The organism is Arthrobacter sp. D3-18 (assembly GCF_054408525.1).
Window position 1 is genome coordinate 3,949,111 of record NZ_CP096440.1, and the last position, 16,239, is coordinate 3,965,349.

General features: G+C 59.3%; 36 protein-coding genes and 2 tRNA genes. 36 read left to right on the plus strand and 2 right to left on the minus strand.

Going from position 1 to position 16,239, the window contains the following annotated elements; genetic code table 11:
* Positions 1-90: 90 nt before the first annotated feature.
* Positions 91-1,020: a LysR family transcriptional regulator gene (locus tag M1D89_RS20260; RefSeq protein ID WP_498646381.1), complete on the plus strand. Its 930-nt coding sequence runs from the start codon at positions 91-93 to the stop codon at positions 1,018-1,020.
* Positions 1,021-1,209: 189 nt separating this feature from the next.
* Here the strand turns inward: M1D89_RS20260 and M1D89_RS20265 are convergent, their stop codons facing one another.
* Complete coding sequence (locus M1D89_RS20265; protein ID WP_498646383.1) at positions 1,210-1,626, minus strand: ImmA/IrrE family metallo-endopeptidase; 417 nt, start codon at positions 1,624-1,626, stop codon at positions 1,210-1,212.
* On the minus strand, positions 1,601-2,164 hold the full coding sequence (locus tag M1D89_RS20270; RefSeq protein WP_498646385.1) for a helix-turn-helix domain-containing protein: 564 nt from the start codon (positions 2,162-2,164) through the stop codon (positions 1,601-1,603). The genes M1D89_RS20265 and M1D89_RS20270 overlap by 26 nt, the downstream gene beginning before the upstream one ends.
* A 125-nt stretch (positions 2,165-2,289) precedes the next feature.
* Between M1D89_RS20270 and M1D89_RS20275 the strand changes: the two genes are divergently transcribed.
* The 35 genes from M1D89_RS20275 (at position 2,290) to M1D89_RS20445 (ending at position 16,096) form a co-directional block, all read left to right on the plus strand.
* A complete protein-coding gene (locus tag M1D89_RS20275) occupies positions 2,290-2,532 on the plus strand; it encodes a helix-turn-helix domain-containing protein (RefSeq protein ID WP_413307752.1) in 243 nt (80 codons plus the stop codon).
* Positions 2,533-2,598: 66 nt separating this feature from the next.
* Positions 2,599-3,354 carry a phage antirepressor gene (locus M1D89_RS20280; RefSeq protein ID WP_498646388.1) on the plus strand — a complete coding sequence of 252 codons (756 nt, stop codon included), beginning with the start codon at positions 2,599-2,601 and terminating at the stop codon, positions 3,352-3,354.
* Entirely contained in the window at positions 3,354-3,581 is a 228-nt protein-coding gene (locus M1D89_RS20285; protein ID WP_498646390.1) for a helix-turn-helix domain-containing protein, read from the plus strand. The genes M1D89_RS20280 and M1D89_RS20285 overlap by 1 nt, the downstream gene beginning before the upstream one ends.
* A 102-nt stretch (positions 3,582-3,683) precedes the next feature.
* Complete coding sequence (locus M1D89_RS20290; RefSeq protein WP_498646392.1) at positions 3,684-3,929, plus strand: hypothetical protein; 246 nt, start codon at positions 3,684-3,686, stop codon at positions 3,927-3,929.
* Entirely contained in the window at positions 3,926-4,093 is a 168-nt protein-coding gene (locus M1D89_RS20295) for a hypothetical protein (protein ID WP_498646394.1), read from the plus strand. Before M1D89_RS20290 ends, M1D89_RS20295 begins: the two co-directional genes overlap by 4 nt.
* A 76-nt stretch (positions 4,094-4,169) precedes the next feature.
* Entirely contained in the window at positions 4,170-4,673 is a 504-nt protein-coding gene (locus tag M1D89_RS20300) for a hypothetical protein (RefSeq protein ID WP_498646396.1), read from the plus strand.
* A complete protein-coding gene (locus M1D89_RS20305) occupies positions 4,670-4,954 on the plus strand; it encodes a hypothetical protein (protein ID WP_498646398.1) in 285 nt (94 codons plus the stop codon). Before M1D89_RS20300 ends, M1D89_RS20305 begins: the two co-directional genes overlap by 4 nt.
* The gene (locus M1D89_RS20310) at positions 4,951-5,148 is read left to right on the plus strand and encodes a hypothetical protein (protein WP_498646400.1); all 198 of its coding nucleotides are present in this window, start codon (positions 4,951-4,953) and stop codon (positions 5,146-5,148) included. Before M1D89_RS20305 ends, M1D89_RS20310 begins: the two co-directional genes overlap by 4 nt.
* Positions 5,145-5,444, plus strand: a complete 300-nt coding sequence (locus tag M1D89_RS20315; RefSeq protein ID WP_498646402.1) for a hypothetical protein — start codon at positions 5,145-5,147, stop codon at positions 5,442-5,444. Before M1D89_RS20310 ends, M1D89_RS20315 begins: the two co-directional genes overlap by 4 nt.
* 181 nt (positions 5,445-5,625) lie before the next feature.
* Entirely contained in the window at positions 5,626-5,808 is a 183-nt protein-coding gene (locus M1D89_RS20320) for a hypothetical protein (protein WP_498646404.1), read from the plus strand.
* Positions 5,805-5,957, plus strand: coding sequence for a hypothetical protein (locus M1D89_RS20325; RefSeq protein ID WP_498646406.1), 153 nt, complete (start codon positions 5,805-5,807; stop codon positions 5,955-5,957). The genes M1D89_RS20320 and M1D89_RS20325 overlap by 4 nt, the downstream gene beginning before the upstream one ends.
* On the plus strand, positions 5,954-6,268 hold the full coding sequence (locus M1D89_RS20330) for a hypothetical protein (protein ID WP_498646408.1): 315 nt from the start codon (positions 5,954-5,956) through the stop codon (positions 6,266-6,268). Before M1D89_RS20325 ends, M1D89_RS20330 begins: the two co-directional genes overlap by 4 nt.
* Positions 6,261-6,794 carry a hypothetical protein gene (locus M1D89_RS20335; protein ID WP_498646410.1) on the plus strand — a complete coding sequence of 178 codons (534 nt, stop codon included), beginning with the start codon at positions 6,261-6,263 and terminating at the stop codon, positions 6,792-6,794. The genes M1D89_RS20330 and M1D89_RS20335 overlap by 8 nt, the downstream gene beginning before the upstream one ends.
* Positions 6,791-7,147 (plus strand): hypothetical protein, encoded by a 357-nt coding sequence (locus M1D89_RS20340; protein ID WP_498646412.1) that lies wholly within the window; start codon positions 6,791-6,793, stop codon positions 7,145-7,147. The genes M1D89_RS20335 and M1D89_RS20340 overlap by 4 nt, the downstream gene beginning before the upstream one ends.
* Positions 7,144-7,434 carry a hypothetical protein gene (locus M1D89_RS20345; protein WP_498646414.1) on the plus strand — a complete coding sequence of 97 codons (291 nt, stop codon included), beginning with the start codon at positions 7,144-7,146 and terminating at the stop codon, positions 7,432-7,434. Before M1D89_RS20340 ends, M1D89_RS20345 begins: the two co-directional genes overlap by 4 nt.
* Positions 7,435-7,756: 322 nt before the next feature.
* Positions 7,757-8,575, plus strand: coding sequence for a YqaJ viral recombinase family protein (locus tag M1D89_RS20350; RefSeq protein WP_498646416.1), 819 nt, complete (start codon positions 7,757-7,759; stop codon positions 8,573-8,575).
* A 1-nt stretch (position 8,576) separates the two neighbouring features.
* Positions 8,577-9,137: a hypothetical protein gene (locus tag M1D89_RS20355; protein ID WP_498646418.1), complete on the plus strand. Its 561-nt coding sequence runs from the start codon at positions 8,577-8,579 to the stop codon at positions 9,135-9,137.
* On the plus strand, positions 9,134-9,319 hold the full coding sequence (locus M1D89_RS20360; protein WP_498646420.1) for a hypothetical protein: 186 nt from the start codon (positions 9,134-9,136) through the stop codon (positions 9,317-9,319). The genes M1D89_RS20355 and M1D89_RS20360 overlap by 4 nt, the downstream gene beginning before the upstream one ends.
* Complete coding sequence (ssb, locus tag M1D89_RS20365; protein ID WP_498646422.1) at positions 9,320-9,790, plus strand: single-stranded DNA-binding protein; 471 nt, start codon at positions 9,320-9,322, stop codon at positions 9,788-9,790.
* A 174-nt stretch (positions 9,791-9,964) separates the two neighbouring features.
* A complete protein-coding gene (locus M1D89_RS20370; protein ID WP_498646424.1) occupies positions 9,965-10,240 on the plus strand; it encodes a glutaredoxin domain-containing protein in 276 nt (91 codons plus the stop codon).
* Positions 10,241-10,466: 226 nt separating this feature from the next.
* Complete coding sequence (locus tag M1D89_RS20375) at positions 10,467-10,913, plus strand: helix-turn-helix domain-containing protein (protein WP_498646426.1); 447 nt, start codon at positions 10,467-10,469, stop codon at positions 10,911-10,913.
* Entirely contained in the window at positions 10,910-11,632 is a 723-nt protein-coding gene (locus M1D89_RS20380; protein ID WP_498646428.1) for a hypothetical protein, read from the plus strand. The genes M1D89_RS20375 and M1D89_RS20380 overlap by 4 nt, the downstream gene beginning before the upstream one ends.
* A 19-nt stretch (positions 11,633-11,651) precedes the next feature.
* Entirely contained in the window at positions 11,652-12,062 is a 411-nt protein-coding gene (locus M1D89_RS20385) for a hypothetical protein (protein ID WP_498646430.1), read from the plus strand.
* A gap of 232 nt (positions 12,063-12,294) precedes the next feature.
* Complete coding sequence (locus M1D89_RS20390) at positions 12,295-12,642, plus strand: hypothetical protein (protein ID WP_498646432.1); 348 nt, start codon at positions 12,295-12,297, stop codon at positions 12,640-12,642.
* Positions 12,639-12,887 carry a hypothetical protein gene (locus tag M1D89_RS20395; protein ID WP_498646434.1) on the plus strand — a complete coding sequence of 83 codons (249 nt, stop codon included), beginning with the start codon at positions 12,639-12,641 and terminating at the stop codon, positions 12,885-12,887. The genes M1D89_RS20390 and M1D89_RS20395 overlap by 4 nt, the downstream gene beginning before the upstream one ends.
* Positions 12,888-12,986: 99 nt before the next feature.
* The gene (locus tag M1D89_RS20400; RefSeq protein WP_498646436.1) at positions 12,987-13,487 is read left to right on the plus strand and encodes a hypothetical protein; all 501 of its coding nucleotides are present in this window, start codon (positions 12,987-12,989) and stop codon (positions 13,485-13,487) included.
* Positions 13,484-13,690 carry a hypothetical protein gene (locus M1D89_RS20405; RefSeq protein ID WP_498646438.1) on the plus strand — a complete coding sequence of 69 codons (207 nt, stop codon included), beginning with the start codon at positions 13,484-13,486 and terminating at the stop codon, positions 13,688-13,690. The genes M1D89_RS20400 and M1D89_RS20405 overlap by 4 nt, the downstream gene beginning before the upstream one ends.
* The gene (locus M1D89_RS20410) at positions 13,687-13,941 is read left to right on the plus strand and encodes a hypothetical protein (RefSeq protein WP_498646441.1); all 255 of its coding nucleotides are present in this window, start codon (positions 13,687-13,689) and stop codon (positions 13,939-13,941) included. The genes M1D89_RS20405 and M1D89_RS20410 overlap by 4 nt, the downstream gene beginning before the upstream one ends.
* A 62-nt stretch (positions 13,942-14,003) precedes the next feature.
* The gene (locus M1D89_RS20415) at positions 14,004-14,213 is read left to right on the plus strand and encodes a hypothetical protein (RefSeq protein ID WP_498646443.1); all 210 of its coding nucleotides are present in this window, start codon (positions 14,004-14,006) and stop codon (positions 14,211-14,213) included.
* Entirely contained in the window at positions 14,210-14,596 is a 387-nt protein-coding gene (locus M1D89_RS20420) for a hypothetical protein (protein ID WP_498646446.1), read from the plus strand. Before M1D89_RS20415 ends, M1D89_RS20420 begins: the two co-directional genes overlap by 4 nt.
* The gene (locus tag M1D89_RS20425) at positions 14,583-14,741 is read left to right on the plus strand and encodes a hypothetical protein (RefSeq protein ID WP_498646448.1); all 159 of its coding nucleotides are present in this window, start codon (positions 14,583-14,585) and stop codon (positions 14,739-14,741) included. The genes M1D89_RS20420 and M1D89_RS20425 overlap by 14 nt, the downstream gene beginning before the upstream one ends.
* Positions 14,738-15,064 (plus strand): hypothetical protein, encoded by a 327-nt coding sequence (locus M1D89_RS20430; RefSeq protein ID WP_498646450.1) that lies wholly within the window; start codon positions 14,738-14,740, stop codon positions 15,062-15,064. Before M1D89_RS20425 ends, M1D89_RS20430 begins: the two co-directional genes overlap by 4 nt.
* Positions 15,061-15,651, plus strand: coding sequence for a hypothetical protein (locus M1D89_RS20435; RefSeq protein ID WP_498646452.1), 591 nt, complete (start codon positions 15,061-15,063; stop codon positions 15,649-15,651). The genes M1D89_RS20430 and M1D89_RS20435 overlap by 4 nt, the downstream gene beginning before the upstream one ends.
* Before the next feature lie 201 nt (positions 15,652-15,852).
* Positions 15,853-15,925: transfer RNA gene (locus M1D89_RS20440), tRNA-Met, on the plus strand.
* Between the two features lie 98 nt (positions 15,926-16,023).
* Positions 16,024-16,096: transfer RNA gene (locus M1D89_RS20445), tRNA-OTHER, on the plus strand.
* Positions 16,097-16,239 lie beyond the last annotated feature (143 nt).

The window sequence follows — 16,239 nt, forward strand, 5'->3', positions numbered from 1 at the left end:
TTTCCATCAGTATGGATCTACAATCACGTTAGGAAAAGCGATCTTTTCTGACGAATATTCATTACCCATCCCGAACCTTTGGAGGCCGCCTTGCTGGACGTCCGCAGGCTGCGTTTGCTGCACGAATTGAAGATCCGCGGAACCCTCGCGGAGGTGGCCGATGCAATGCAATACAGCCCTTCATCGGTGTCCCAGCAGCTGACCTTGCTGGAGAAGGAAGCGGGCGTGGAACTGCTGCGCAAAGCCGGGCGCCGAGTGCAGCTGACCCCGCAGGCGGAGATCCTCGTGGCTCACACTGCGGCGCTGCTGGAGACCTTGGAGCGTGCGGAAACCGAACTCGCAGCTTCGCTGTCCATGGTCACAGGCACCGTCCGGCTCGCCGTGTTCCAGTCCGCCGCCTTGGCATTGCTTCCGGACTTCCTCAGCATCATGCGGCAGGAGTATCCCGAAGTGCGGGTGGAAATGACCCAGCGCGAGCCCGAGACTGCCCTCTACGAAACGTGGGCCCGGGACTTCGACCTCGTGGTGGCCGAGCAGTATCCCGGCCATGCAGCTCCGCACCACAGCGGCCTGGACCGCGTGATCCTCACCAGCGACGCCATCCGCCTGGCCACTCCCCCGGTGGGATTGGGTGGGGAAACAGTTTCCTCCCTTGCCGACACCGCCTCGATGCCCTGGGTCATGGAACCCCGCGGTGCCGCCTCCAGGCATTGGGCCGAGCAGGCGTGCCGCTCGGCGGGTTTCGAACCTGATGTTCGCTACGAAACGGCTGATCTACAAGCTCAGATCCGCCTCATTGAATCCGGCAATGCCGTGGCCCTCATGCCTGACCTCGTCTGGACCGGCAGAACCCGCACTGTCCAACTCCTGGACCTCCCGGGCCTTCCGAAGCGAACCGTCTTTACGTCCACCAGGACGGCTGGCCGCATCCATCCTGCAACCGCAGCCTGCCGCGAAGTGCTGGAGAGGGTCGCGGCAACACAGCAGCAGAATGCCGAGCAGCAGGCCGACGCCGACTAGCTTCCGGTAACGCAAAAGGCCCCAGTCCGAGGACTGGGGCCAAACGCGGAGAATGGGGGATTTGAACCCCCGCGTAATGTCGTGTCATAAAAGGATTCTTGCCTAGAATCCGGGGCTTCCGGTCACTTTTGATGAATGGCCAGGAATGCGGTTTTGCGGGTTTTGTTGACGGCGTCAACACTCCCTCAGCTATGAAACGCGCAGCAATGCAGCTTCTCGCACGGCCCTCAGCTCAGGCTTAGTCAAGGTCTTCAGGTAGGTTTCCAGAACACTGGGAAGAACCCCAATCTCCGCAGCCACGGCCGCCGAGCTTTGTACGTGGGAAGCAGCTTCAACCACCCGATCAAACTCGATCAACCTGTAAGCGGCCCAACGGTTGGCCAATAGCTCCTGTTTCGGCGTGACGCCTATGTGGCAGTAGTGAGCGTGGCCCAACTCGTGCATCAGAGTGCAGGCATATTGGATCGCCATAAGCCCGGGCCGGAGAGTGATCAGTTGGTGCTTATGGTCATACACGCCCCACCAGCCGGACGGCACCGGAGCCGTCCGGACGCGGATTCCCATTTGTGCCGCAAGAACCTTAGGGTTCATGCGGTAGTTCGTCATGTCCAATATTTTCCTCGCCCCTACTAGCAGCAAGATCATAGGCATCATGCTCTGACATTTGTGAGTAGTCCGGGTCTTCCCACTTTGGCGCAACGAACTGCTGGTAACGCTCGAAGCGAGCCGCATCCCATGTCGATGTCCGGTCCCCGCGCCGAAGAGCCCGCGTCCGAAGCTCAGACAGCAAGTCCGAGTCTGTGAAGGCCTGGAGAAGGTAAGACCTCCGCTGGTCTGGGCTCTTGCCGGGACGCGCTTCCATCTCGGCGTGCTCCGCAGCTAGCCAGCCTGACTTGTCATCATCGGACGGCGGTTCTGGCATCGGCATCTCAGCAAGTTCTTCCTGCCAGCGCTGCACTTCCTTAGCCTCTGCAATTTCGTCCCGCAGCACGGCGTGAACTCGGGCCACCTTTGAATCAGGGACCCCGTTAGTCTCCCAGTTGACGATGGTCCGAGCTGAGATGCCTAAGTGCTGGGCCATTTCAGCCTGCGTCAGGTCCATATGCGCCCGCACGAAGCGGAGTTCGTCTGCCGTGATCTTCATATCAACGACACTAGCGCAACTTACCGCAACTCCGCAACGCAGATTGACCCTACAACTAGCGGAATCTGAAAGAATTTAGTTGCGTTACTTGCTTAAGTTGCGTGAAGTTGCGTAATCTCAAATGCATGGAAACTACACCAATGAAACTCCGGATCAACGGCGCCGCAGTCCGTGTGATCCGAGAAGCGTTGGGAATCCGGCAGACAGATTTGGCCGCTCGGGCCGACATTTCTAAGAGCACACTCTCACACGTTGAGAAGGGCGCACGGCAGGTATCGCCAGCTACCCTGCGCAAGCTCGCCATAGGAATGGGCATCCCCAGCGAGGCCATCAGCTACCCGGACTTCACAACCTCAATCGCCGCATAAGAAAGCCCCCATCTACGCCAATAGATGAGGGCCAGTGAAAAACCTAATCGCCAGAAAAGGAATCTAATGAACACCATACAGAACTTCGACTTCCACGGCCAGCAAGTTCGTACGGAACTCGACAACGGGGAACCTTGGTTCGTCGCCGCGGACGTCGCACGAATCCTCGGCTACCGGATGGCCTCGGATCTCACGCGCCGGCTTGACGAAGAAGACAAGGGTACGCGGCCAGTGCGTACCCCCTCTGGGACGCAGGAAATGACAGTCATTTCCGAGCCAGGTTTGTTTGCTGCGATCATCGGCAGTCACGTTGAAGGCGCAAAGGCCTTCAAACGATGGGTTACCCATGAAGTCCTCCCAACTATCCGCCGCACGGGCAGCTTTGGGCCTGCCGCCGCACCTCAGACCTACGCCGAAGCACTCCGAGAGCTGGCTAGTTCTGTAGAAGCTAAGGCCGCACTGGAAGCCAAGGTTGCCGCTGACGCTCCAAAGGTCCTCTTTGCTGATTCGGTGGCAACCTCGGACTCAACGATCCTTGTAGGTGACTTGGCCAAGATCCTTCGCGGTAACGGCGTAGAGATCGGCGCTAACAGACTCTTTGCCCAGCTTCGCGAAGACGGCTACTTGATCCGCCGCCAAGGGACTGATTGGAACATGCCAACGCAGCGAGCAATGGAGCTTGGTCTGTTCAAAGTCAAGGAGACGGCGGTTACGCATTCGGACGGCCATGTGACCGTTTCCAAGACTCCCAAGGTGACTGGCAAGGGTCAGAACTACCTCATCAACCGCTACTCCCCCGCCACTAAGGAGCTGTCCGCCTGATGGATGACGAACTGATGACAGTAGCCGAAGTCGCCACAGCTCTCAGGATGGATGAGCACTACGTTTACAGGTGCATCAACTCCGGGAAGCTCCTGGCCACCAAACATGGCAACCGCTACCGAATCCGAGCATCTGACTACCAAGCTTTCATCACCCCGGCACCCAAGGTTGTCGAGCGCCCAAAGACTCAGCGCAACAACATCCGACGCCTCATGAAGAGCGCGTAATCCGCCTAACGGCACCCTCGCCCGTATTAGGGCAAACACCCATCACCACTTAAGACCGTCGTTTGACGGCAGGCCGAACCGCCTCAGAAAGGTCTAATTGCTATGCCCGAAACACCCCCCTTTGTGAAGCTCAAGAAGATGTTTAAGGACGCGGCGGACGCAGCTGGTCATCCGATATCTTCCCGTGAAGCTCACCGCCAAGCGCAAGGCTTCATGCTCTCCAATGCCGCTGAGGATTCCGAGCTACAGCACAGCGACGAAACCGGGGAGGAAGCCGTCAAGCAAGCGCTTCTCTCCAACATTCGCAAGTACGGCAGCCTCCGCGCACCCATAGCCATGGTCGCATGACCCGCCTACGCATCTATGTCGGCGTCCTGTCCCTACTGATAGGCGCGCCCCTGTTCATCTACTGCATCTCGGACCCGTCAATTGGCGCCGGCGCATTCATAGGCACGGCAGTGATAACCGCCGCCGGATTCGCCCTGCTGTATCCGGCCCGATGGACCGAGTAACCCGCCCCACACAGAGGAAGGCGGCCACCATGCCCGGTGACCGCCTTCAGCAAAACCCATATCAAGGAGAACTTCAGTGACGACTATACAAGAAGAGCCATCGCCAAAACCATCACGCGACGTCCTCATGTTGGATAGCGCGGGCCCAACAGCTACCGGCTTTGGACTCAAGATGCACGCCGGTGGACCACAAACAGCGGAGACTCTGCTGTTCATCGCGGACTCGATGCGCTCGATGCTGGACGAGCATGACGCGCCGAACTACTTGGAGATGGAACTGCAGGCGAGTGACCGAAAGCAGTACGTAATGACTCTGCAGCGTAAGGGCAAGATCACGCCGCATCAGGCGCGGGTAGCTGCTGAAGAAGCCTTAGCATCAGCCCAACCCCGCGCAGTGACCACTGTCGAGGACCTAGAAGCGCTGCCGTTTGAGGCTGTCATTCGTGACGCTGAGGGGCATGTGCTTGAGCGTTGGGGTGACGCTGAGCATGTGATGTGGTCAACGCCAGGGTGTCAGGGGTTTGTGCCTGCTGACGTGATCGCGTTGCCAGTGACGGTGCTGTACGAGGTGCAGCCATGAGGGCGATGGCGTTTGAGCAGGATAAGGACGAGTGGTTGGAGGACGCGGTCGCAACCATCATCGGGATTGCTGAGAAGCAGGAGACGTTCACGGCTGATGATCTGCGCCGGGAGATGCGTGAGCCGGATGATTCGCATTGGCCTGGGACGGCGTTCACGAAGGCCCGCAGCTTGGGCTACATCGAAGGCTTCGAGGACCGCTATGTGAAGTCAACAACCCCGAGCCGTAACCACAGCGCACTCAAGCTGTGGACGAAGAAGAAGGAAGAGGCAAGGTCATGATCGAGATCCCGGATAGCTTTCTTGTCCTGATGCTGGCCGCTGTGATCGTGGGCGGCTTCCTGACGTTCGGCAAGTCCCGGCAGCATGACGCCCGCCTGGAACCTGTGGAGCCGGTGGACTGGGACGCCATCGAAGAAGAAACCCAGACCCGCTACGAGGACGACGCGGATTCCGCAAGAAAGGGCGAACGATGAGCGAGCAGACTAATCACCACACTGATTACCCGGTCTACAAGGGCGCCGAGGAATGCGGACACCCTGCGCCTGAAGATGAGGAATCAGAAGCCTACGAGCAGTGGGCATCTGACCACCCGGAAGGTGAAGGGCTGGATAGCTGCGTGCAAATTTGCGAGCTCTCACCCATTGGGATCTTCTGCCAAGACTGCTCCCACGATCAGGGCGACTGGACACCGCATCTGACCTACTGCGACGACTGCGGCTATCCCAAAGAGGAAGACGGCGGATGTTGCCCACCAGAGGACGAATCATGATCCGCAATCCTCGCCGTGCCCCTCACATCCGTCAGCGTCCGGCTGAGGGTATGCCGGTTGGTGGTTGGGCTGCGGCTGATTTGAACCTTCCGTGCTGGTGGTACGACCAACTGGTTAGGACCGCGACCGGCTGCGAATACCCCATCAGCGGCGACCAACAACCAGAACGAAAGGCGACGTCATGAAGGGAACAGTTCCGATCATCACGTGCGATGACGAGTACGGCTGCGATGAGTGGGAACTAGACCACTTCGAAATGGGCGTCATGAACTGGCGCGAACTGATGACCGGTTGGAAGTACGACCCCTACAACAGCGGCGACGACATGTTCTGTCCCGAGCACGCCAAAGACGACAAGCCATGACCGCCGACGAAGCAGCAACCACCCTCCCGCCGATCCTTGCAGCCAAAGCCCGCAACCCCTTGCAAGTTGAACTTGCAACAATCCTCACCGGCGCCACACCCCCGGAACAACTCACCCAACTACTCACAACCAAGGAACCCACCAAATGAGCAACGAACGTGCATTGCGTGACGCGCTATTGGATGCGCTCGAAGCGCCTGGGACTATCACCAAGTCCCGACTCCGCACCATCATGATCGATCACCCCGAGTCGGAGACTGTCGGCTACGTCATCGCTGACAAGGCCACAGGTTCCATGGATTGGGACGGCCAAGTGCACCCCAGCGTTGAGGCAGCAATCAACTCCATGTGCGGCCCCTACCAGTCCTACAGCCGCGAGACGGATGACCCTGAGAGGGACCATTGGAGTGTCACTTACAACATCCTTCCCGTCAAGGAAGCGGTGTCCTCTGATGACTGATTTGCGGGCACTCCTGGCACCCATCAAGGCGAGACTGGCAGCAGCAACCGAACTGGGCGCATGGGAGGTGCGCGGCAAAGACGTGGTGATCTATGACAAGCACGGATATGGAGCCCACCGCATCGTGGCCTGGGTTGATCACCCCGAATACACGGAGCCTATCGCGAACGCTCCCACGGACCTCGCCCGCCTACTCGCCGCCATCGAAGCCGTGGCAGGGCTGCACGCTCGCGAGGTCATCGCGACTCATGAGGGTTACGGCGAAGAAGCTTGGTGCCCGTACTGCTGCGACCACTGGCCCTGCGAAACAGTCGCCGCTCTTGCCGCCGCTTTGGAGCCTAACGTCCCCCTAGCCGATCACTACGAGTGCATCGCCTACGCGGATGACATCGCTGAAGGTCAGGACTGGGAAGTGCCAGAGGACTACAGGCGCCACTATTGCGCGGAGGACGGCGAGGACTGGCCATGCCAAACAGTTGCCGCCGCTTTGGGGTCTGACACCACACACCAGGAAGGAACACAATGAGCGAGCAAGGCGCTTCGATGACCATCACAGGCAACTACCTGAACCGCTACGGCGAACCGGTCATCGCAACCCAGATGCCACCCGTCCAAGGCGAAACACCTCTCGGCGGGTACATCGTCGCTGTTGGCTGGACATCCCGATGGATCAAGGCCCTAGCCCCCGACGTTGAACCGATCTACTCAGAGGGCAAGCTTCGGTGGGAGCACAACGGAAAGAAGTTTGAGGTCCGCCCCGGCAATTGGATTGTCTGGGAATGGGAGCGATTCAAAATGGCCCCGGACGGATACTTCAGGTCCCGCTACCAGAAGGTGGACATCCCTGTCGCCAACGATGAGAAGGACGGAACACAATGAGCGCCGCGCATGATGAGTTGTTCCAGTTGATGCTGGGCCGGACCACCACGAAAGCCGTAGAACGAATCCTTGCCGCTGGCTGGGTGAAGCCGCGCACCATCACCACCGCGGAAGAACTCGACGCACTGCCGAACGAATCCTTGATCCTTGATGCTCGCAACAAATGCCGGGAAGGCCTCACAAGCATCGAGGGTAGGAACTGGTGGCGCACCATGGGACCCGCGAAGGTGCTCGCGTCAAAGGAGATCAGTCTCCCTGCGACGGTTCTTCATGAGGGGCAGTCATGAGCGATGCCTGACCTGCTCCCGGGGATGGGCGGCACCTTCTGGCAACGACAACCCAACAAGCGGCCGGGATGCAGTTGTCCACCATCCCGATACGATCCGCGAACACCCAGACCCATAAACCCAGACTGCAACATCCACGGAGAACTCCCATGTGTAGCCTCACCGAACACACAGCAAGATCCCACCGCGAACACCTAGCCAAACAAAAAGAACCCATATACACCCAAACCGCCAACGAACACGGCATCCCATACGAACCACCCACACAAGGCCCCGTACAGGGGCCTTCACCATTTCCATGCCCGGAAACACAAGGAGAACAATGAGCCTGCACACATACCCCGAACTCGAACAAGGCACTGACGAATGGCTCCAAGCACGCTGCGGAATCCTCACCGCATCCGTCATCGGCAGCCTTGTTTCCTCCCGCCAGCCGACAGCAGCCGAAACTGACTGCCCCGAGTGTGGAGCCGAAGCCAACGGGCCCTGCCTTGGCAAGCGCACACCGGACCCCATCAAGACACTCCACCCAGCCCGTGCCGCAGCAGCCCGCGAACTGGACAAGGTCATCACCGCGGACGTCACTAGTGAGACTGCGCTTGGCCTCATCATGACCTTGGCCGCCGAACGCATCACCGGCCACGTCGAACCCGTCCAGGTGTCACGGGCCATGGAACGGGGGAACCTCGATGAACCGTATTCGAGAGATGCCTACTCGACCCACTACGCCAAGGTGACTGAGTTTGGCTTCATGGTCCGCGAGTTCGAAGGATTCAAGATCGGCTTCTCTCCTGATGGCTTGATCGGCGACGACGGGCTATTCGAAACCAAGTCACGATCCCAGAAGATCCAGCTCCGGACAGTCCTTGCCGATGAAGTACCCAGCGAGAACATTGCACAACTGCAGACCGGGTTGCTTGTCTCCGACCGGGAATGGATCGATTACGTCTCATACTCCGGCGGAATGAAGCTATGGACCAAGCGGGTCTACCCGGATCCGGACTGGCATGCCGCCATCTGCGACGCCGCCAACCAAGCCGAAACCATCATCGCCAACATGGTCAGCGACTACCTCAAAGCCAGCGAGTACATGCCAATGACAGAACGCATCGACCACTACCTAGACCCGGAGTTCGTCTGACATGGACATCACCGAAACACTCGCCCCGAAATCAGACCAACAGAACTACGACGACTACATTGCAGGCCCCCGAACTGTCACCGTCGCTGACGGCAAGGTATTCAAAGGGTCAGAGCAGCCATTGCATATTGAGCTTGTGGAGTATCCCGGGCGGCCGTTCAAGCCCAACAAGAGCATGCGCCGGGTGCTGGCTATCGCATGGGGCACTGAGACGGACGCCTACATCGGACGCCGCCTCACACTCGTCGGCAACCCGAACGTAAAGTACGGCGGCAAGGCAGTCGGCGGAATCGAAATCACCGCAATGTCACACCTCGAAAAGCCTCTCACCCTAGCGCTGACCGAGACCCGCGGCAAGAAACGATCCTTCACCGTCCAGCCGTTTCCTGACGCAGCGCCCACCCCGAAGCAACCGGACCTCACCATCCCGGACGACATCAAAGCCACCACCGCCCGCATGGTCAGCGAAGGCAAACTACCTGACTACCTCGCCTGGCTCGCCGAACAAGGCGCACCCACCCACATCACCGAATACGTACAAGCACAGGAGCCCACCGAATGAGCGCCAATCAAGACGGCATCGTCAGCGTCAGCATCACCGCCGGCGAACTTGTAAACACCGGCCACGCAAACGATGACACCCACCAGTTCCGGATGGGCTACACCAACTTCATCCACTTCACCCCCGAAGCCGCCCAGCAATGGATCGACGTGCTCACCCCCATCACGAAGGAGGCCAACTAGATGGCGAACGATCAACCGATAACAATCACCGGCAACCTAGCCTCAGACCCAGAACTCAGGTTCACTCCTTCAGGCGCCGGCGTCGCTAACTTCACCATCATCTTCAACCCTCGCTGGTTCGACAAGAACACCAACACGTGGGCGAAGGGTGAGCCGATCTCTTGGCGCTGCGAGGCATGGAACCAAGGACAACTTATCCGGGCAGAGAACATCTGCAACATGCTGAAATCTGGCGATTCCGTCATTGCCACTGGTGTCATCGAGACCAAGAAGTGGACCAACAAAGAAGGAGAACCGCGCTCCCGGCTGCAGGTCAAAATCGAATCCATCGGCAAAGACCTCACCTTCCATGGCCAGCCATACGCCCAGAACGACCAAGCGCCGGCCGCGCAGCCGGACCCGTGGGCAACACCACCAGCCCAGAACACCGGCGGATGGGGCAACGGTCCCGAAGGTGGGCCGCCGTTTTGATCCCTGACGAGATCATCACCTGGATCATGATCGGGCTCTTCTTGCTCGGCATGGCCATCGCGGCCTTAGTGCATCGCAAATAGAAAGTCACCCCACAAGCGCCCACAAAGGCGCTTTTTTCATGCCCCGCGGCGCTCGGTCATCACAGCCGGGCGCCGCACCGAAAGGACCACATTGAACATCGCGCAGCAACTCATCACCCAGCACGACGTCCCCGCAATCCTCTTCTCCAAACCAAGTTGCGTCCAATGCGACGCCACAGTCCGGAAATTCGAGAAGCACAACATCCCCTTCCACAAAGTAGACGTCACCCAGGAACCTGCAGCCTATGAGTTCGTGACCGGCCTCGACTATATGCAAGTCCCCGTCGTATACACCCGCAACGGCGAACACTGGGGCGGTTACAACCCCGCGAACGTCGAAGCCCTCGCTACGCCAGCAGCCGCATGACCCGGGCGACGTCCACCGCCTGCTGCTTCCTATGCCGCGGCCCGCACGGGCTCTGCCTCAACCATGTTTGCGAACACCACGTAGCCGCGGACAAACAAGACGAAGCCAACGAACGCGCACGCCGAACAGTCCGCCGGCCAACCGAAGACCAAGCCATCAATAACGTCATGCGAGCCCAACGACAACGCGCACCGAAGCGCCCCTTCAACTACCCCAAGGAAGAACGATGACCAACCAACGACTCCAACAAGCAGCCAGGGAAGCCTGCACCGACGACCGCCACGGGAAACCAAGCCCAGGCTCCGGACGACACAAAACAATCGACCGGGACAAAGTCCGACAACTCACCCAACAAGGCCGCACCGCCGAACAAATCGCCGAACAACTCGGATGCTCAACCAGCTCCATCAACCAAATCCGCAAACAACTCGGCATCACCAACCCACACCACACGCTCACCCCCGAGAAACGCGCACTCATCGAAGCAGCAATCCGTGACGGCTGGTCACAAGCAGAGATCTGCCGGACCCACCACGTAGACCCCGAAACCATGCGCCGCCACTACCCCGACGCCAAATGGGACCTCGAGCAACGCCTAGAACACCTCCGCACCCTCCGCATCGGACGCACCGAACACTGGGGCGGACAACAAACACACAGGAGAGCAGCATGAAAACAGTCATCAGCCTGTGCGACCTCACTGGGAATGCTGTCAAGCCCTGGGTTGAAGCTGGGTATGCGGCCTTCCTCGTAGACCCGCAACACGGGACCACCCGCGTCGAAGGCAACATAACCAAGTTCGCCGGCACCATCGAAGACGCAATGCCCGCCATCAGCGAACTCATCCGATCCGGTGACGTCGCGTTTGTCATGGGATGGCCGCCCTGCACAGACCTTGCAGTGTCCGGCGCCCGCTGGTTCAAGCCGAAGATGGAAGACCCCAACTTCAGCGAGTACCGCGGGCCCAACATGTGGATAGACGCAATGCGCATCGTGGAACAATGCCGCGTCGTCGGCGAGCTCTCCGGGGCGCCTTACTTCATCGAGAACCCCAAGACGCGCATATCCACCCTCTGGCGGCGACCTGACCACAAGTTCGACCCGTGGCACTTCACAGCATGGGAACCGAAAGACAACTACACCAAAGACACCTGGCTATGGGTCGGGGGGGGCTTCGTGATGCCTGAACGATCCGTAGATACAACCCTCGGGCCGGCAGACAAAACCCTCATCCACCACGCATCACCGACGAAAGTAAAAGGCGAGCGCGGCAACAAACGCAGCATCACCCCAATGGGATTCGCCCGGGCAGTCTTCCAAGCCAACCACCAGCCAGGAACGCATAAGCAAGCTGAGGTGGACGAATTTGGCACAGTCCCCATCCCGATCTAAGCCATGAAAGGAGGCCCCATTGTCTAAGGACACCCGCCCGTATTTCACGCTCACGAATGAGTACCCGCGCCACCGCAAGATCCGCACCCTTTCTGACAAGGCGTTCCGGCTGCACGTCGAGCTCATAGCGGACTGCAACGAAGCGACCAGTGACGGGAAGTTCAGCAAGCACGAACTGAACATGCGCGGCATCAAAACGGGCAAGGAACTCATCGCAGCGGGGCTGGTCGAAGAGATCGAGGGCGGGTACCAACTGCACGACTATTTGAGTCACCAGCCCTCGAGAGTGGAGATAGCGCAACGCCGGCAAGACAAGAGGGAACGCGGCACTAGGGGCGGCAAGGAGTCATCCCACAAACGCTGGCACGTTGACCGTGGAGTGTTCAAAGAGGACTGCGAACTGTGCGTGAGCGTCCCGGACGGTGCATAAGCGGGATAAGCGGAACTGTAAGCGGCCGCTTACAAAACGCTATAGCAAACCGATAGCAAACGTGTAACCAAAAATAAGCACCAACACCAACACCTATATAGCTACTCACCTAAGTGCCTATCTCATCTTCTTTTTGGGGTGCTTTTTAAAGAAGAGGGTGAAAGTTCTCAATCAATCGTCCGCTTAAGTTAGGGCCACCGCCGGGACATTTGATTGAAGGAAGGACCCAAATGTGATCACCGAAAACCAGGCCAAAGCGTTGGCCACCCTACTCCATGAGCTCAGGCCGCGCTGGTCCACCCCGGCAATGCTCAAACTCCTGGAGAAAAACGCGCAACACCCCGCCCCGTTCGCTGACATCACGGTGGCCGCAGTCAACGCAGCCCGTGACCCCAAAGTGGATACCCCCGGCGCCATCTTCATCGACCAACGATTCTGGCCCGACACCATCAAAGCAATCCTGCCGAAACCACCTCCATGCCCGGACCACGTCGGCCAGTACGCCCACAACTGCATCTGCTGTGCCGCCGACCGCAAAGCAGAACCACCACCCACCCACGAAAGCGAGAACGAACAATGAGCACCTACAACTCACCGCGCATCACCACCACCGCATCCATGAACGTCCCAGGCAGCCTCACCGCCGGAGCGCTACGCGACTTCGCAGCATCCGTTCCAGCAGAAGCCCGAGTGACCATCAAGGAATACCAAGGCGACCAGCGCGACCCGGGATACGCCACCCTCACAGCAAGCTGGGAAGGCGGACCCAACAAGCCCGCCACTCACCGAAGCACAAGCCTCACATCCCAACGCGACGGCCAATAACGGCCGCGGTCCTGGCTCGATGCCCCGAGCCAACGACACGAACCAACCACCCCGAAGCCCCGGCAAACGCTGGGGCTTAGCCATTCCAAGGAGAACGCAATGACCGAAGAAGCCAAGCGCCGCACAAAGCGCCGCTACGCCCATGAGCTATACCCGCACGGCGAAGAGTTCGAAGTACGCCCACTCGAAGTCGAGGTCCCATACCTGTACGCCCGGGCCATCGGATTCGATGTCCAAGGCACAAGCTGGTTCGAAGACAGCGGCCGCGGTGCCGTAGACCGAACCAACCAGCTACTCGACTCCCGCCACATCGCACTCATGGCCGACGCAATGCACCAAGGACTCACCGGCCAAGAAGCATGGGCATGGGCAGAAACACGCATGGACGAATCCGGCGAGTGGGTCTACCAACGGGCTGCTCACTACGGCGTGAAACCCGAACTCATCAAGCCATACGCTCATGGCGCCGAACCAGACCACCACGACCATGACAAACCCATTGAGGGCAGTAAATGGCTCACGGTGACCCGTGTTCAAGGCAAGGAAAGCGAGTGCCCGGACTGCACCGAACCGCTCGAGGCGAAAGAGGCAGCCGAATGAAGTTCCGCCTTGGAGATCACGTCCGCGTGATCAACCGTGACAGCGCCTACTTCGACCGTGTTGGCCGAGTAACCGTCATCGACAAGGCAGACACCGACGGCGAGCCCTTCGGCGTGATTGGCCTCAGCAGAACCTATCCGCAATTCCGCCACTGGTACGGGCCCGAAGAACTCACCCTCGCCGAGAAAGAAGACAACCGATGATCCGCAAAGAAGGCAAAGCACGCTGGGTCTACACCTGCGAGGAATGCACCGTCCACGCAACCTACCCTGACCACTTACGGGCCATCGAACGCGAACAAGCCCACGAGAAGAGCTACGCGCACTTCAGCCGCAGCATCGGCAAAGCAGTCCGCGAAACCTTCCAACCACTCATGGACGCATTCGGATTCGGACGGCTCGAACCATGGCAAGAGCAGGTCCTCGCCCGCTCACTGTGGGAGGACCTCAAATGAGGGTCTGCGAAACATGCGGGGCGCTCGGTGGCCTCCACACGTCATCCTGCGCCGGGCCTGTCATGAACGAAGTCGGCAAACCCAGCGTGAGACGTCGCCGCCTCGAACCCTTGGACCCGCCCATGCACTTCATGCACGGACCAATCGCCAGCGTGCTGCCCGGGATCATCCAAGCCATCCCACCCGCTGCTGACGTCACCATCACCGAAACACGCGACCACTCCGGTAAGAAAGCACTCACCATCACCGCCACATGGAACGAGGACCAATGACCGGCATAAGGCACGTCATCATCGATATTCCTGCCCCTGCCGGCTGGATCAACTCCAACCAACGCATCCACCGCATGCAAACCGCCAAACTCACCAAAGCCTGGCGGGAAGCAGCAGCCAAAGCAGCCGCCCACATCACAGCACTCACGCCACCCGTCCACATCTACGCCCACATCTGGAAACCCCGCGGCGGACGATACGACCCAGGCAACCTCTACCCAACCGCCAAAGCCTGCGTAGACGGCTTAGTTGACGCCGGCCTACTCACCGACGACGACCACACCCGCGTCATCGGCCCAGACATGCGACACGGCGGCAAAGGCAACCCGCAACTCATCCTCATCATCGAAACACCCAAGGAGGCAAAGAATGCCGTGCTATGACGACGAAGACGAACTCTGGGTAGTCGAATGCCAAGTCTGCACCTACCAAGCCAGCGGCCGAGTCGAACACCGCATCAACGACCGTGCTGACGCCCACGAACAAGAGACAGGCCACCAAACGGACGTCGTTAGCGAGGACCGATGACAGCCCCGCACATTGATGACACCACCCACGGCAGCGTCCGGTGGTTCCACGGCAAAGGACCCGTACCAGTCCAGCCCTACGTGGGTGACTGCCAACACTGGGGCCTCACCGTCATCGCATGGGGCTGGGACCTCAAACACTACGAACTCAACACATGCGACCTCACCGCCAACGGACAACCCGGCTGCGGATCACGCGCATGGATGAACGAACGCGGAATATCCACCACCCAATGGATGCAACCCATCATCGAAGCGAACCGGCAAGCAATCGCCGAAGAGATAGCCAACCCGCTCACCTTCAACAAAGGAGGCAAACCATGAGCCATGAGTGCACCACGGATGGATGCCTCAACCACACAGACACCTACGTCTGCGACCAGTGCATCCGGGACCTGCAAGCATGGCTAGACAAGGTCCCAACACTCATCACGGCACTCACGGTCACCATCGCCAAACTCGACCACGTACGGCCCATAGGAGGCGGCTGGAACGGCGGAGGTAAACCAGGATCAGCCGCGCCACTCAACCTCGACGCACTCCAACTCCAAGAGAACCTCAAGAGCGTCGGACGAAGCGCCAAGGACTACGCCCACGACGAACGGGCAGCAGGATTGGCATGGCTCATCCAAGACTGGGTGACCAAGGCTGAGCTCTTGGTGAGTGGACCCGAAGCGGAGGTAGTGGATCACATCGGAGTCAAAGCCAAGCTCGCAGCCGCAGACATCCAACCCATGCCCACCCGCCAACTACTCCCATGGCTTCGAGACAAAGCAGGAGTTCACCTCATCAGCCAACGCATCCGTGACTGGGTACGAGACGGACACCTCCGACCACACAACACAGAAGGGCAACCAACCTACCACCCACACGAAGTCATCGACGTCTGGCAGCGCATCGGAAGGAAATGACACGGCTATTGACCAGTGCTGGTTGTGATTGTCTAGTGCTGTAGAAGCTGTTAAAGTGTGGGTAGAGCACGGCACAGCTGGCTCTGCACTCAGGTTCCACCACACGGTGGGACCTTTTTTGTTTGTCCTCTTCCCCCAGGAGGCGACATCTCCCGCGCAGGGTCAAGCGCACCGCCGCTCGTCGTGACGACGCCGGCACAATGCGCGGTAGAGCAGTGGTAGCTCGCAAGGCTCATAACCTTTGAGGTCGTCGGTTCGAATCCGACCCGCGCAACGAACACCGCATAGCCGGACCTTCACGGGTGAATTGCGGAGCGCCCATCCCATTGACATAAGCATCTGACGGCGTGCTTACCGAGGGATGGAACGCAAGGGAGTAGAAGAGGCAAGGTGCCAGCGCTGACTGTAAATCAGTGCACGGTTGGTTCGATTCCAACTGCTCCCACGAATGAGCATGGCCAGAAGAGTGGTGCCGGGTGACGTCTATCGCACCCCGGATAAATGGCTCGGTCAGCAGCCCCGCCATGCTCATTCAAATGGAAGTTACCCCAACGGTGGGAAGCTGTCTTGAAAACAGTGGCCGGTAAA

Excerpts from the sequence above, each read along its gene's own strand:
- M1D89_RS20420 (WP_498646446.1), top strand. The coding sequence starts at position 14,210 with ATGACCGGCATAAGGCACGTCATCATCGATATTCCTGCCCCTGCCGGC.
- M1D89_RS20325 (WP_498646406.1), top strand. The coding sequence starts at position 5,805 with ATGACCGCCGACGAAGCAGCAACCACCCTCCCGCCGATCCTTGCAGCC.
- M1D89_RS20405 (WP_498646438.1), top strand. The coding sequence starts at position 13,484 with ATGAAGTTCCGCCTTGGAGATCACGTCCGCGTGATCAACCGTGACAGC.
- M1D89_RS20430 (WP_498646450.1), top strand. The coding sequence starts at position 14,738 with ATGACAGCCCCGCACATTGATGACACCACCCACGGCAGCGTCCGGTGG.
- M1D89_RS20285 (WP_498646390.1), top strand. The coding sequence starts at position 3,354 with ATGGATGACGAACTGATGACAGTAGCCGAAGTCGCCACAGCTCTCAGG.
- M1D89_RS20400 (WP_498646436.1), top strand. The coding sequence starts at position 12,987 with ATGACCGAAGAAGCCAAGCGCCGCACAAAGCGCCGCTACGCCCATGAG.
- M1D89_RS20410 (WP_498646441.1), top strand. The coding sequence starts at position 13,687 with ATGATCCGCAAAGAAGGCAAAGCACGCTGGGTCTACACCTGCGAGGAA.
- M1D89_RS20305 (WP_498646398.1), top strand. The coding sequence starts at position 4,670 with ATGAGGGCGATGGCGTTTGAGCAGGATAAGGACGAGTGGTTGGAGGAC.
- M1D89_RS20280 (WP_498646388.1), top strand. The coding sequence starts at position 2,599 with ATGAACACCATACAGAACTTCGACTTCCACGGCCAGCAAGTTCGTACG.
- M1D89_RS20290 (WP_498646392.1), top strand. The coding sequence starts at position 3,684 with ATGCCCGAAACACCCCCCTTTGTGAAGCTCAAGAAGATGTTTAAGGAC.
- M1D89_RS20265 (WP_498646383.1), bottom strand. The coding sequence starts at position 1,626 with ATGACGAACTACCGCATGAACCCTAAGGTTCTTGCGGCACAAATGGGA.
- M1D89_RS20330 (WP_498646408.1), top strand. The coding sequence starts at position 5,954 with ATGAGCAACGAACGTGCATTGCGTGACGCGCTATTGGATGCGCTCGAA.
- M1D89_RS20360 (WP_498646420.1), top strand. The coding sequence starts at position 9,134 with ATGAGCGCCAATCAAGACGGCATCGTCAGCGTCAGCATCACCGCCGGC.
- M1D89_RS20295 (WP_498646394.1), top strand. The coding sequence starts at position 3,926 with ATGACCCGCCTACGCATCTATGTCGGCGTCCTGTCCCTACTGATAGGC.
- M1D89_RS20310 (WP_498646400.1), top strand. The coding sequence starts at position 4,951 with ATGATCGAGATCCCGGATAGCTTTCTTGTCCTGATGCTGGCCGCTGTG.
- M1D89_RS20380 (WP_498646428.1), top strand. The coding sequence starts at position 10,910 with ATGAAAACAGTCATCAGCCTGTGCGACCTCACTGGGAATGCTGTCAAG.
- M1D89_RS20315 (WP_498646402.1), top strand. The coding sequence starts at position 5,145 with ATGAGCGAGCAGACTAATCACCACACTGATTACCCGGTCTACAAGGGC.
- M1D89_RS20350 (WP_498646416.1), top strand. The coding sequence starts at position 7,757 with ATGAGCCTGCACACATACCCCGAACTCGAACAAGGCACTGACGAATGG.
- M1D89_RS20425 (WP_498646448.1), top strand. The coding sequence starts at position 14,583 with ATGCCGTGCTATGACGACGAAGACGAACTCTGGGTAGTCGAATGCCAA.
- ssb (WP_498646422.1), top strand. The coding sequence starts at position 9,320 with ATGGCGAACGATCAACCGATAACAATCACCGGCAACCTAGCCTCAGAC.
- M1D89_RS20340 (WP_498646412.1), top strand. The coding sequence starts at position 6,791 with ATGAGCGAGCAAGGCGCTTCGATGACCATCACAGGCAACTACCTGAAC.
- M1D89_RS20270 (WP_498646385.1), bottom strand. The coding sequence starts at position 2,164 with ATGAAGATCACGGCAGACGAACTCCGCTTCGTGCGGGCGCATATGGAC.
- M1D89_RS20355 (WP_498646418.1), top strand. The coding sequence starts at position 8,577 with ATGGACATCACCGAAACACTCGCCCCGAAATCAGACCAACAGAACTAC.
- M1D89_RS20435 (WP_498646452.1), top strand. The coding sequence starts at position 15,061 with ATGAGCCATGAGTGCACCACGGATGGATGCCTCAACCACACAGACACC.
- M1D89_RS20320 (WP_498646404.1), top strand. The coding sequence starts at position 5,626 with ATGAAGGGAACAGTTCCGATCATCACGTGCGATGACGAGTACGGCTGC.
- M1D89_RS20345 (WP_498646414.1), top strand. The coding sequence starts at position 7,144 with ATGAGCGCCGCGCATGATGAGTTGTTCCAGTTGATGCTGGGCCGGACC.
- M1D89_RS20415 (WP_498646443.1), top strand. The coding sequence starts at position 14,004 with ATGAACGAAGTCGGCAAACCCAGCGTGAGACGTCGCCGCCTCGAACCC.
- M1D89_RS20395 (WP_498646434.1), top strand. The coding sequence starts at position 12,639 with ATGAGCACCTACAACTCACCGCGCATCACCACCACCGCATCCATGAAC.
- M1D89_RS20335 (WP_498646410.1), top strand. The coding sequence starts at position 6,261 with ATGACTGATTTGCGGGCACTCCTGGCACCCATCAAGGCGAGACTGGCA.
- M1D89_RS20375 (WP_498646426.1), top strand. The coding sequence starts at position 10,467 with ATGACCAACCAACGACTCCAACAAGCAGCCAGGGAAGCCTGCACCGAC.
- M1D89_RS20275 (WP_413307752.1), top strand. The coding sequence starts at position 2,290 with ATGGAAACTACACCAATGAAACTCCGGATCAACGGCGCCGCAGTCCGT.